This is a genomic window from Devosia sp. MC1541 (assembly GCF_012847305.1).
Classification (GTDB): domain Bacteria; phylum Pseudomonadota; class Alphaproteobacteria; order Rhizobiales; family Devosiaceae; genus Devosia.
Window position 1 is genome coordinate 282,639 of the sequence record NZ_JABBDZ010000003.1, and the last position, 12,584, is coordinate 295,222.

Annotated in this window: 12 protein-coding genes; 3 read left to right on the top strand and 9 right to left on the bottom strand. The window is 56.7% G+C overall.

Features of this window, described 5'->3' with window-relative positions:
- Positions 1-56 precede the first annotated feature (56 nt).
- The 4 genes from HKD40_RS05725 to dctP all read right to left on the bottom strand — a co-directional run bounded on the left by HKD40_RS05725 (position 57) and on the right by dctP (position 3,389).
- The gene (locus HKD40_RS05725) at positions 57-497 is read right to left on the bottom strand and encodes a type II 3-dehydroquinate dehydratase (protein WP_169194764.1); all 441 of its coding nucleotides are present in this window, start codon (positions 495-497) and stop codon (positions 57-59) included.
- Positions 494-1,807, bottom strand: a complete 1,314-nt coding sequence (locus HKD40_RS05730; protein WP_169194765.1) for a TRAP transporter large permease — start codon at positions 1,805-1,807, stop codon at positions 494-496. The genes HKD40_RS05725 and HKD40_RS05730 overlap by 4 nt, the downstream gene beginning before the upstream one ends.
- The gene (locus HKD40_RS05735; protein ID WP_169194766.1) at positions 1,804-2,322 is read right to left on the bottom strand and encodes a TRAP transporter small permease subunit; all 519 of its coding nucleotides are present in this window, start codon (positions 2,320-2,322) and stop codon (positions 1,804-1,806) included. The genes HKD40_RS05730 and HKD40_RS05735 overlap by 4 nt, the downstream gene beginning before the upstream one ends.
- 86 nt (positions 2,323-2,408) lie before the next feature.
- Positions 2,409-3,389, bottom strand: coding sequence for a TRAP transporter substrate-binding protein DctP (gene dctP / locus HKD40_RS05740; protein WP_169194767.1), 981 nt, complete (start codon positions 3,387-3,389; stop codon positions 2,409-2,411).
- Between the two features lie 190 nt (positions 3,390-3,579).
- Here dctP and HKD40_RS05745 point away from each other — a divergent pair, with 190 nt between their 5' ends.
- Positions 3,580-4,245 carry an FCD domain-containing protein gene (locus tag HKD40_RS05745; RefSeq protein ID WP_169194768.1) on the top strand — a complete coding sequence of 222 codons (666 nt, stop codon included), beginning with the start codon at positions 3,580-3,582 and terminating at the stop codon, positions 4,243-4,245.
- On the opposite strand, the gene HKD40_RS05750 is transcribed toward HKD40_RS05745, so the two are convergent.
- Positions 4,242-5,156 carry a shikimate dehydrogenase gene (locus HKD40_RS05750; RefSeq protein WP_248305937.1) on the bottom strand — a complete coding sequence of 305 codons (915 nt, stop codon included), beginning with the start codon at positions 5,154-5,156 and terminating at the stop codon, positions 4,242-4,244. The two genes, HKD40_RS05745 and HKD40_RS05750, sit on opposite strands and share 4 nt — an antisense overlap.
- A 156-nt stretch (positions 5,157-5,312) precedes the next feature.
- Between HKD40_RS05750 and HKD40_RS05755 the strand changes: the two genes are divergently transcribed.
- Both HKD40_RS05755 and HKD40_RS05760 read left to right on the top strand, forming a co-directional pair.
- Positions 5,313-5,990 (top strand): TetR/AcrR family transcriptional regulator, encoded by a 678-nt coding sequence (locus tag HKD40_RS05755; protein WP_169194769.1) that lies wholly within the window; start codon positions 5,313-5,315, stop codon positions 5,988-5,990.
- Between the two features lie 326 nt (positions 5,991-6,316).
- Positions 6,317-8,197 carry a sugar phosphate isomerase/epimerase and 4-hydroxyphenylpyruvate domain-containing protein gene (locus HKD40_RS05760; RefSeq protein ID WP_169194770.1) on the top strand — a complete coding sequence of 627 codons (1,881 nt, stop codon included), beginning with the start codon at positions 6,317-6,319 and terminating at the stop codon, positions 8,195-8,197.
- Positions 8,198-8,271: 74 nt separating this feature from the next.
- On the opposite strand, the gene HKD40_RS05765 is transcribed toward HKD40_RS05760, so the two are convergent.
- From HKD40_RS05765 to HKD40_RS05780, 4 genes are read right to left on the bottom strand one after another with little or no spacing between them, the layout of a single operon-like run.
- Positions 8,272-9,018: a FadR/GntR family transcriptional regulator gene (locus HKD40_RS05765; RefSeq protein WP_169194771.1), complete on the bottom strand. Its 747-nt coding sequence runs from the start codon at positions 9,016-9,018 to the stop codon at positions 8,272-8,274.
- A 1-nt stretch (position 9,019) separates the two neighbouring features.
- Positions 9,020-9,997, bottom strand: coding sequence for a galactofuranose ABC transporter, permease protein YjfF (gene yjfF / locus HKD40_RS05770; RefSeq protein WP_169194772.1), 978 nt, complete (start codon positions 9,995-9,997; stop codon positions 9,020-9,022).
- Entirely contained in the window at positions 9,994-10,998 is a 1,005-nt protein-coding gene (locus tag HKD40_RS05775; RefSeq protein WP_169194773.1) for an ABC transporter permease, read from the bottom strand. Before HKD40_RS05775 ends, yjfF begins: the two co-directional genes overlap by 4 nt.
- A complete protein-coding gene (locus HKD40_RS05780) occupies positions 10,995-12,512 on the bottom strand; it encodes a sugar ABC transporter ATP-binding protein (RefSeq protein ID WP_169194774.1) in 1,518 nt (505 codons plus the stop codon). Before HKD40_RS05780 ends, HKD40_RS05775 begins: the two co-directional genes overlap by 4 nt.
- Between the last annotated feature and the right edge of the window lie 72 nt (positions 12,513-12,584).

Here is a 12,584-nt window from a genome sequence, read left to right on the forward strand (position 1 = left end):
ACTGACGACTTTGGCCAGAGAGAATTTTCCCTCAAGGCCCTGATATAGGATTAGTCCTAGCTCGCGCGCTCATCCAAAATGTCGAGGATGGCTGCTGTCGCCACGGCGTAGCCCCGTGCTCCAAGTCCGGCGATCACCGCGTCGGCCCGCATGGAAACATAGGAGCGGTGGTAGATCGGTTCGCGCTTGTGAATGTTGGAGATATGGAGTTCGATCACCGGGCCTTCAAACATCTTGAGCGCATCAAGCAGCGCCAGTGAGGTGAAGGTGAAGGCGGCGGGATTGATAAGAATCCCGGCCCCTTCGTCGATGGCCTCATGCACCCAGTTGATCAGCTGTTCTTCACTATTGGTCTGGTGAAAGACAACAGGGCGCTGACCTGCCGCCTGCCGACACATCTCCTCGACTTCGGCGAGCGTCGTCGTGCCATAAATATGCGGCTCGCGCTTCCCGAGGCGATTAAGGTTGGGACCGTTCAGAATATAGAGCGGCTTCATAGCGAGACCCCTTGGTATCCGAACATCTTCGGCAACCACAGCACCGTATCCGGCACGAATGTGAAGAGGATCAGCGCGCCAATCAAAACCCAAAGGAAGGGCATGACATCGCTGATCAAAGCCCGCATCGGGGTTTTGGCTATTCGCGTCATGATGAACAGTAAAAGGCCGTAGGGCGGGGTGATTAGTCCGAGCATGATATTGACCACGGCAACGACGCCAAAGTGGACCATGTCGATGCCCAGTGCCTGCGCTGCGGGGATCAGAACTGGAACGATCACCAGAAGAATGGTCGTGCCTTCAAGAACACAGCCCAACAGCAGCAGGAGGATGTTGACGACGATCAGGAAGGTGATCGGGTCCATATCCCAAGACAGCAAAATGGCGCTGATGGTGCGGGGGATATTCTCGATGGTAACAACATAATTGAACACCAGCGCCCCAGCGATCAGCATGCCTATGGAGGCTGTGGTTTTGGCGCTCGTCAGCAGCGATTGGTAAAGCTCCGGCATTTTGACGGCGCGATAAAAGACCACGGAGACAAGCAGCGCATAGGCCGCGGCCACTGCTGCAGCCTCGGTTGGCGTCGTTACGCCACCATAAATGCCGTACATCAGAACTACGGGCATCATCAGCACCGGCAGTGCTTCCCATGTCATCTTCGGCAGTTGGCGCAAGGGCACTGGCGGCTCAACAGGGAAGTTCTTCATCCGCGCGGTGATGGCGATAAGCACCATCATAAAGCCAGCCATGATCAGGCCCGGCACCACGCCGCCCAGGAACAGATAGCCAATGGAGGTATCTGCCACCAAGGCATAGAGAACCATAGGAATGGACGGGGGAATGATCGGTCCAATAACCGCAGTGACAGCGGTCAGCGCTGCAGCATAGGACGGGGTGTATTTATTGTCCTTGGTCATCATGTGCTGCATCATCTTGCCAGAGCCTGCAGCATCGGCCACGGCCGAGCCTGACATGCCCGCAAAGACAATCGATTGCAGCACGTTCACCTGCGCCAGACCGCCTCGGAAGCGACCGACGAGCGCGTCACACCACTTGAGCAAGCGGTCAGACAGCGTGCCTGAATTCATAATCTCGGCGGCAAGAATGAACAGCGGCACCGCCAACATGATGTAGTTGGAGTACATGCCGTTGAGGAATTGCTCAGCGACAATGCCGGGATCCTGGCCGCGCATGAAGAGATAGACCAGTGAGCCGCAGATCATCGACACACCCATCGGCAGGCCGAGAAAGGCGAGGAGCGTGATCAGGCCCAGCGCAATGCCAAAGGCCAGAGAAATCGTGGTCATATGCCCGAGCTCACCTTGGTTGGATCAGCGTCACCCGCGAGGCGCCCAAAGGCAGCCTGCCACGCTACATAGAGCTGGCGTACGATCATCGCGACGGCAAAAATCCCGTAGATGGAATAGAGATAGTCAAAGCGGATCTTGAGATAGGCGGTCTTTTCCACCTTCATAAACAAGATGTAGTCGATCACCGCTGGCAGCGAGAAGGTAAAGAGCACCACCAACGTGAGCGAGGTGATCAACACCATCACACGCTTCACCCCGGGCCTAGCCGCGCCATAAAACAGATCAAAACGAATTTCTTCGTTGTCGCGCACGACAAAGGCCGTGCCGAACAGCACCATCCAGAGCCACATGATGACGCTAATTTCATGTGTCCAGCCAATCGGCAGGTTCAGCACATAGCGGAACACGATCTGCAGGATGAAAACGATGAACATGATTGCCAGCATAGCGGCAAGCAGGTTCTCTGCCCGGGCATGCAGCCAGCGGCCAATTGCGGAAATCTTGGGAGACATCCGTCCACTCTCCTCGGGAGCTAGCACGAGGCCAGCGGCAAGACGGAAGAGGCGACGCGATTGCGCCGCCTCAAATTTGGAGCAAATTAGAGGGCGTTGATGCGCTCAACCACGCCTTCTGGCCAATCCTTGGCAAGATCAGACTCAAGGTACTTCTGCTGCGCAAAGCTGCGGAAGGCAGCAAGATCAGGCTCATAGACATCAAGACCTGCGCTGCGGAAGCGCTCGGCCAGTTCGGCCTCGCGGGCAACGTGCTCATTCTGGCTGAAGTCGATGGCTGCCTTGGCTGCTTGTTCAAACTTGGCCTGCTGCTCGGGGCTCATCGCATCCCAAGACGACTTGGAGATGACGAGAAGGTCAAAGCCGACCAGATGCGAAGTGAGGGCGATCTGCTTCATCACTTCGTAGAACTTCATGTTCTCGACGTTCGGAAGCGGGTTGTCCTGCCCGTCAATCGCGCCGGTCTGAAGTCCGGTGTACACCTCGGCATAAGCCATTGGCGTTGGATTGGCACCGATGGACGAACCGAGGAACTGCCAAGCGTCACCACCCGGCATGCGCAGCTTGACGCCAGCGAGGTCGGCAGGAGTGTTGATCTTCTTTTCGCTGATCAGACCCACGTGACGTGCGCCGAAATAGGTTGGGCCGATGATGTGAATGCCCAGCTGGTCTTCAGCCATCTTCTTGAACTCAGCGCCTACGTCGCTGTCAAAGAAGGTGCGCAGATGATCGGCATCGCGGAAGAGATAGGCCGAGGTCAGAACCGACCATGCCGGGATCTGATTGGAGATATCTTGCGGAGCGATATTGCCCATTTCGAGGTTGCCGCGCTGCAGCGCGACGAGCTCAGTGCCCTGCTTAAAGAGGTTGCCGCCGAGATAGGTTTCGATGGTGTAGTCGTCTGCCACTTGCGCAGACAGCATGCTCATCATCTCAGCGCGAATATCGGCTTCAGAAAATACAGCCGAGAAACGCAGGACAGGCTTGTCCTGAGCCATTGTGGGCAACAGTGAAGCGAGCATAAGCCCGCCAACCATCAGCGCGCGGCGCGATAGCGTTAGCATCATGATTTTCCTCCCTCAGAAAACATTTGTCGGTTGTTCCGACGTCGCCGAAGGCCCTCTCCACCGGCTTTTGTCACTTTGTACGAACTAGTACGTTCATGTCAACATTGTTTCCGCCGCATCAATATGCGATCTTTCATTTCATCGGATATTCTTATAATCATCGGTTGAATGCAAGCGGCGAGGCGATGCGGTGATCAATCCGGAAGAGACGATAGGCGAGGCAATCTATCGTCGTCTGCGCGCCGATATTATTTCGTGCGACCTTGCCCCCGGTCAGAAGTTGAAGCTTGAGCCGCTAAAAGCGCGCTATGACACGGGCTTAGGCACCCTCCGTGAAGTCCTGAACCGCTTGGCGAGTGAAGACTTGGTGGTCGCTGAAGGGCAAAAGGGGTTTGCTGTGGCACCAGCCACAGTGGCCGATTTGCGCGAAACCGCAGACCTGCGCCTCCTGCTTGAAAGCCACGCGTTAAAGCTCTCCATCGCGCGTGGTGACCTTGATTGGGAAGGCGAAATCGTCTCGGCCCATCACAAGCTTGCGGCCATCGAAAAGCAACTTTTGGGCGGGCAGAACAAGCAGACGGTGGAGTGGGTGCGCTATGACTTCGCCTTCCACAATGCGCTGATTTCCGCCTGCGGATCGCGGTCTTTGCTCACGATGCACGCCACCATATTCGACCGCTTTTTGCGCTATCACATGCTGGCAGCAAGCTTTCGCGGATCAGGCGTCGTTTCCGATCACAGGGCGCTGCTCGAGCTGGCCTTGGCGCGCGATACGCAAGGCGCACTCGCCATGCTCAGCACCCATATTGAGAGCGGCCTCAACCATGTGCTGCAGACCAAGCTCCTCGCGGCTTAAGCAAAGCGTGCGAAGGTTTTGGCCATTTCCTGCGGGTCCGCTGCTTGCCCGGCAAACAGCGTGAATGCTCCAACGGCCTGATAGATCGCCATGCCGCCGCCGGACAGTACCCGGCATCCCTTTGCCCGAGCCGCTTTGATCAGCTCTGTCTCGCGCGGAAAATAGATAATATCGACAATGAATTGCTCGGCGCAAAGCAGGTCTGGCGCCAGAGGCATGCCGGGCAGCTTTTCCATGCCCACTGGCGTTGTATTGACCGCGCCGCAGGCCCCAACAATCGCTGACTGCAGCTGATCTGGTGCGATAGCCCTAACCCGCGCGCCATTCGCCTTTGCCATTTGCTCCGCCAAGGCACGGGCTTTCTCAACATCGACATCGACAATATCGAGCGCGCTAACGCCGAGCCCAATCAGCGCCTGCGCCACGGCAGAGCCAGCACCACCTGCGCCCAGTTGGATCACCCGACCCAAGTCTTGGGTGCCAAATGCGGCCGTAAAACTTTGCGCGAAGCCAGAGCAATCAGTGTTGTAACCGTGGGACCCACCCGCCTGGAACACGACGGTATTTACAGCGCCAATAGCGCGGGCCTCTGGGGTTAAACCATCAAGCAGCGGAACAATCGCTTGCTTGAATGGGAAGGTCACATTGCATCCGCGATACCCCTTTGCCTTCATCTCGCTGAGCACTTCGGCAAGCGCGCTGTCGGGCAGGCCCAGCGCATCAAAGTCAATCAGATCATAGCGATAGGCGAGGCCTAAACGTTCGCCCTCTTTCTCGTGCATGATCGGGGTCAACGACGCACCAATACCGCGTCCCAGCAGTCCGATTCGAAGTGTTGGCCCAGATTGATTGAGGTCGGATCGCATGGCGTCGACACGCGAAAGTGCCGCTTTTGCACGCTCAAACTGCATAGACACGACCAATGCTCCCCGTCGCTGGGCGTTGGTTCACCCGCGCACTTGTTTTATGCGCTGCTGCCCCGTTACAACGATAGCAGACGATTTGCGTCACAATGTACGAACTGGTTAGTTTAGTCAATTCTGGCGCGCGCGAGAGAGGTGCCTATAATGAGTGATGTTCAGGCTCCCAAGCCGTCCGGTCGCCGTACGCCAACACGGCAGCAGGACCCGGAAGGGACCAAGCAGAATATCATCGAAATTGCCTCGCAAGAGTTCGCGCTCAATGGCCTATCGGGCGCCCGCATAGATGAAATTGCCGCCAAGACCCGTGCCTCCAAGCGCATGATCTACTATTACTTCGGCGACAAGGAAGGGCTCTATCGCAGCGCCCTTGAGCATGCCTATGCGCAGGTTCGACAGGGTGAAGCAAAGCTCGACATCGCAGGGCTTTCGCCGATCGACGGTCTCAAAAAACTGGTCGAGTTCACTTTCGAACACCACCATCAGCATGAAGATTTCATTCGCATGGTGATGATCGAAAACATCCATCACGGCCAGTATCTTGAAACCTCACCGGGCGTGCGCGAACTCAATGTGACGGCCATCACCAATATTCGCGATCTCTATGAGCGGGGCGTTGCCGAAGGCAATTTCCGCCCCGGCATTGATCCGCTGGACATCCATTGGCAGATCAGTGCGCTCTGCTTCTTCAACGTCTCCAATCGCGCGACTTTCTCCAAACTGTTCGACCGCGATTTTGGTGCGCCGGATAGCCAGATCCGCTTGAAAGAGCACGCCGTGAACGCTGTTCTGCGTTTTGTCGCAAAACCAGAGGCGCTAGTTTAGCTCAAAGCCACCCGTGCGGCGACCATGCCCGTGCGTGCTCAATGAGAGCGGACCCACAAAGCGTGGCTCGACGGCCTTAGGTCCACGTCCAGATGGCCAGCTTGCCCCGCGAACATCGGCTATCCAGTTCCAAGCATAGGGGGCAGTTTGTCGTTCCGCCCCCTACGGCGCTCTGCCCACTCTGCTCCCCAGATATGGGTCCTCGGGCCTGCTACCCCGCGATTGGCCCTGCGAGATCGTGCCCACGGCCCCCAAAATACTGCCCCCGTTGACCTCCCAAGTCCCTCATGTCACTTTGTACGAACTAGTTAGTTAGTGGAGGGGTTATGAAAACGTCGATCGCTACTGTCTCGATCAGCGGCAATCTGCGCGAGAAGCTGGAGGCCATTGCTGCTGCTGGCTTTGACGGGGTCGAAATCTTCGAGAACGATTTCCTCGCTTACGACCAATCCCCCGCTGAAGTGCGCAAGATGTGCGCCGATCTAGGGCTTGAGATTACTCTCTTCCAACCATTTCGCGACTTTGAAGGCCTCCCAGAACCGCATCGCAGTGCCGCCTTCGAACGAGCCGAACGCAAGTTCGATCTGATGGGGCAATTGGGTGCGCCCTTGGTTTTGGTCTGTTCAAGCGTTGCCCCGGCAGCACTGGGCGGAATTGATCGCGCTGCCGCTGATTTTCGGGAATTGGGCGAGCGCGCCGCGAAGCGCGGTCTGAAGGTGGGTTTTGAAGCCCTGGCCTGGGGTCGTCATGTGTTCGATCACCGTGACGCCTGGGAAATTGTGCGGCGCGCCGATCATCCAAATGTCGGGCTTATTCTCGATAGCTTTCACACGCTGTCGCGCGGCATCAACCCAGACACCATTCGCTCTATTCCGGGTGATAAGATCTTCTTTGTCCAACTCGCAGACGCCCCCGCGCTCTCGATGGACCTTCTCTATTGGAGCCGCCACTATCGCAATATGCCGGGCGAGGGCGATCTCCCCGTGGTGGATTTCACCCGCGCCGTTCTTGCCACGGGCTACTCCGGTCCTCTGTCATTGGAGATTTTTAACGATCAGTTCCGTGCCGGATCGCCACGCACTATCGCCGCAGATGGGAAACGCTCGTTGATCTTTCTTGCCGACCAAGCCCGATTGGCCGAACCGGACGCCCCCATCATTACACCTGCATTACCGGCCCGCGCTAAGGTTGAAGGCGTGTCTTTCGTCGAGTTCACGGCCAATGAAGCCGAAGCGGAACAACTGGCTGGCCTCTTGGGCAAACTCGGTTTCAGCCAAACCGGTCATCACCGTTCAAAAGCGGTCAATCGCTATTCGCAGGGCGATATCAATATCGTCATCAATACGGAGCGAGAGGGGCTCGCGCACGCGGCATACATCACACACGGCACCAGTGCTTATGCCATGGGCCTACTGGTGGAGGATGCGGGCAGGGCGCTGGACCGTGCTCGCGCCCTTGATGCTCAGGTCTTCAATCAGCACGTCGCGCCCAACGAACTCAAAATACCCGCCGTCCGTGGCATAGGAGGCGGCGTCATCTATTTCCTCGATCGGCAGTCGGAACTGGCCGATGTGTGGGACAAAGAGTTCGTGTCCTTTCCTGCACAGTCCGCAGGCGCCCGTCTCACTCGCGTCGATCACCTCGCTCAGACGATGAACTACGAGGAAATGCTCACCTGGATTCTCTTTTATCGCTCCATTTTCGAGCTGGATAAAAGCCCTTTGGTCGATGTGGTCGATCCTGCGGGCCTCATCCGCAGTCAGGTGATCGAAAGCCCCAAGGGTGAACTGCGGCTAACCCTCAACGGCGCAGAAAATCGCAAAACCCTAGCAGGGCGCTTTATCAGCGAAACCTTCGGCTCGAGCCTCCAACACATAGCGTTTGCATCAAGCGACATCTTCGAAACCGCCCGTATTCTGCGGGAGAACGGGTTGGCGGCTTTGCAGATTTCCCAGAACTATTACGACGATCTCGCCGCTCGGTTCATTTTGTCACCTGAGCTGCTGTCCAAGCTTCAGGCGGCCAATTTGCTGTATGACCGCGACGCGAATGGCGAGTATTTCCAGCTCTATACGCCGCGCTTCGGTGAAGGTTTTTTCTTTGAAGTCGTTCAGCGCACTGGAGGCTATTCTGGTTACGGCGCTTTCAATGCCCCGTTCCGCATCGCGGCCCAGAGGCGAGAAATCAACGTGTTGGACGGAATGTAGGTACTCTCTGCGCTACGAGGGGCTCAGAGGCTTCTCGTCGGCCAATTGGTCGCGTGCCAAATGTCCGGCAGGCCCTAAGCAGCTGTGAGTAGGCGCACGACCTGTTCGTTGTCGAGATTGATAATGACAGATGCTGCGTCCTGCGCGGCCTCTGGGTCGCTTTTCTCGACGGCAGCAATAAGCGCGTGATGAGATAACAGGCCATGGGTAAAATAGCCGTTCGTGTCTCCAGACGAGTTGGCCTTGATGGCGAGGGCAATTGTGAGTTCCACGACGCCGGTGACGGACCGTAACAAGCTGTTTCCGGATGCTTCGGCGATAGCGCGGTGAATTTCAAGGCAAGCCAGGCCGTGGCCCTCAGGATTGGTTTGATTGAGCTCGATTTGATGAAGCCAGTACTTCATCACACGAACGTTGTCGGCGGTGCGCCGTTGCGCTGCCAAGCTCGCGGAGCGCGTTCCAAGCGACCGCCGCACATCGAATAGGCTCTCATAAAACCGCGCATCCGGCTTTGCGTAATAGTGCCAACTCAACACTTGCGGGTCGAAGAAATTCCAGCGGCTTATCGGCGAGACACGAGTGCCCACTTTAGGCCGTGCTTCCACTAGGCCTTTGGCCTCCAGCGTCTTGAGCGCTTCGCGCAACACTGTGCGCGACACACCGTAAGTCTCCATCATCACCTGATCACTTGAGAGCGTCGATCCGACGGGAAACGCCCCAGTGACAATAGACAGGCCAATCTCATTGATAACGAAATTATGGAAATTCCGTGCAGCAGGTCGCCCCGAGAGAGAGCGAATAAGGCTGCCAGTTTCGATCATACTAAGCTTTCTCGAGCGAATCTTTTCCAGAGGCTGACGCCGCGAATATGATGCGCTGTAAAACGATGAATAAGAACAATAAAATGCCGATGACGATCTTGGTCCACCAGCTCGAAAGCGTCCCGTCGAAGATTATATAGGTTTGGACCAAACCGAGCAGCATTACGCCCACAAACGTGCCGAGCACGAAGCCGTACCCTCCGGTGAGAAGTGTACCGCCGATCACCACAGCGCTGATTGCATCCAACTCTACGCCGACCGCCGCCAGCGGATAACCCGCTGAGGTGTAGATGGAAAAGATGATGCCAGCCAAAGCCGCCAACATGCTGGAGAGCATGTAAATTTGCACTGTTGTTTGGGCAACCGGAACGCCCATCAGGGAGGCAGACACAGGGTTTCCGCCTAGCGCATATACATAGGAGCCAAACCTAGTCCTATGTGCTACGAGGGCGCCGATGAGAAATATCGCGACCATCAAAAGGCCGATAAAACTCAATCGCCCGCCACCGGGCAGCCTGATGATGAGGCTGGTAATCAGGGAATAGAATTCGTGGTTGATGGGAACGCTATCCTGCGTGATCACCGAAGCGCCGCCTCGTGCCAAGAACATCCCCGCCAATGTCACGATAAAACTTGGCACTTGGAGATAGTGGATCGTAGCGCCCATCGCCGCGCCAAACAGCCCCGCAATCCCGAGTGCAACGATGAACGCGACCAGCGGATGGAACCCCATCCAGCTGATCAGAACGGCAACCAAAACGCCGGTAAACCCAATCACCGCCCCAACCGACAGGTCGATGCCTCCGGAAATGATGACAAAGGTCATCCCCACCGCTGCGATGCCGAGGAAGGCATTGTCAGTGAGAAAATTGCCAAGGACGCGCGTTGAAAGCATGCTGGGAAACTGCATGACCGAAAGAGCATAGGCGATTATGAAAATTACGGCAGTGGCTGCCAGAGGTCGCAAGCTGCGCTTCATTTGAAAGTCACCCGATTGCGGTCACGCTTGAAAAGGCCCAATACCGAGCCGAGGAGGGGCGACTGCACCATCAAAATGAGAATGATCATCCCGGCTTTGACAATCAGGTTGAACTCGGGACGGAAGCCCGACACCAAAATCCCCGTATTCATCGCCTGAATAATGATTGCACCGACCACCGCGAGCGGGATGGAGAACCTACCGCCGAGCAGCGACGTGCCGCCGATCACCACAGCCAAGATGGCATCGAGCTCGAGCCACAGCCCTGAATTATTAGCATCCGCCCCGCGGATATCTGCCGCTACGATAACGCCCGCAATCGCCGCGCAAAAGCCGCTCAGGCTATAGACCAGCATCAGCAACACGCGCGAATGAATACCAGCCAGCGATGCTGCTGCGCGGTTAACGCCAATCGCTTGCACGAAAAGCCCGATCGCTGTCCGCCTTGCAATGAGCGTCACCACAACCATCAACACAACGGCGATTACGGCAGCCATCGGCAGCCCCAGGAATGAGCCGGTGCCAAGGAAAATCAACGCAGGGTCATTGAACGTGACAATCGATCCCGAGGTGATCAACTGTGCTATCCCTCGTCCTGCGACCATTAAAACCAGCGTTGCCACAATGGGCTGGATGTCGAGCACGGCAACGAGAAAGCCATTCCACAGGCCGCACGCGAGCCCAACAGCCAACGCTGCGAGAACGGCCATAGGTGTCGGATAACCTGCAACAACCATCGTCGCCGCGACTGCGCCACACACCGCCATAATCGCACCGACTGAAAGGTCTACCCCTTTCGTTGCGATGACACCGGTCATACCAATGGCCAAAATTGCGACGGGCGCGCCGCGATTGAGCACGTCGATCAAGCTTCCAAAGAAGCGTCCATCCTGCCAAGAGATGCGGAAGAAGTTCGGAAACAAGATCCAGTTGATCAGCAGAACGGCTGCCAGTGCCAGCATCTGCGTGTTGGCTAAATGATGGAGATGGAGCCGCTTCATGCTTCCGCCCCGGCGTTGTTATTTGCAATTGCGTGCACGATCACACCTGCATTGATGTTCTTGCCCGTGAGCTCGGCAACCATCTCGCGCTCACGCATCACCACAATGCGCGAGCTGTAAGCAACCACCTCGTCCAACTCTGATGAGATCACCAGCATGGCCATGCCTTCGTCGCGGAGGCGGTTGATGGTGCGCACTATTTCAGCATGCGCGCCCACATCAATGCCGCGGGTCGGTTCGTCGAGGATGAGAAAGGCAGGGTCAGTTGCTAACCAACGCGAGAGGATAACTTTTTGCTGATTGCCGCCGGAGAGGAGCTTGACCGGCATGTCGAGCGATGCGGCTCGAATATCCATCGCCTCGCCAAATTTTCCGGCGATTTCGAGCTGCTCGTCTCGGTCTAGCGCCTTGAACCAGCCCAACTTTCCCTGCAGCGCGATGACAATGTTCTCGCGCACCGACAGATCGCCCAAAATGCCCTCGGCCTTTCGGTCCTCGGGGCAGAAGCCGAAGCCTTTTTTTATGGCGTCAGTGGTGCGGTGGATGGTGGTTTCTACGCCGTTGACGCGCACTTTGCCCTGATCGGCAGCGTCGGCGCCAAACATGATGCGCGCCATTTCGGTCCGGCCTGATCCCAAAAGCCCTGCAACACCAATAACTTCGCCCTTGTGCACAACGAGGTTAAACGGCGCGACGCTGCGTTTGCGGCCAAAGCCTTCAAATTCCAGCAGCACCTCATCATGCGTACCAATCGGCTCGATGTCGGTCGCCCCGGAAAATGCAATGTCCTTGCCCAACATCAACCGCACCACATCTGTCCGATTGAGAGAGGTTAAGTCTCGCGTTTCGATGAGCTTGCCATTGCGCAACACCGTTACGCGGTCCGAAATGGCGAACACTTGATCAAGAAAATGGGTGATGAACAAAATGGCGAGGCCCTTGGCCTTCAGGCCCTTTATCACCTCAAACAGCCGGGCGACTTCATTGCGGTCGAGGCTGGCAGTAGGTTCATCAAGAATAAGCACTTTGCCTGAAAGCTGCACTGCGCGGGCAATCGCCACGATCTGCTGCACAGCCACGGAATGGCTTCCCAGCTCACTGCCAGGATTGATGTGCAAATCATAATTGGCAAGCAGGACCCGCGCGTCTGCTTCCATTTTGCGGACATCAACAAAGCCGAATTTGCGCGGCTGGTGTCCGAGAAAAAGGTTCTCCGCTACCGAGCGGTTGGGCAGCAGATTGACCTCTTGATAGACAGTGCCAATGCCATAAGCCTGCGCGTGAAGCGGGTTATCGAGTGTTATCTCGCTCCCCTCGAGATAGACGCCGCCGCTTGTTGGCCGATAGGCTCCGGTCAGGATTTTGATGAGGGTCGATTTGCCCGCACCATTTTCGCCAAGCAGCGCATGGACTTCGCCCGCGCGCAGGCCGAAATCGATATGGTCGAGCGCTGTGTGATTGCCGAAAATCTTGGACACACCGCGCGCTTCAAGCACGTAGCTATTCTCAGTCATACCTATTCCCCCCGCAATCACTCTACTCCTCGCCAACAAACTGTCATCCCGGCTGGTGCCGGGATGACGCTT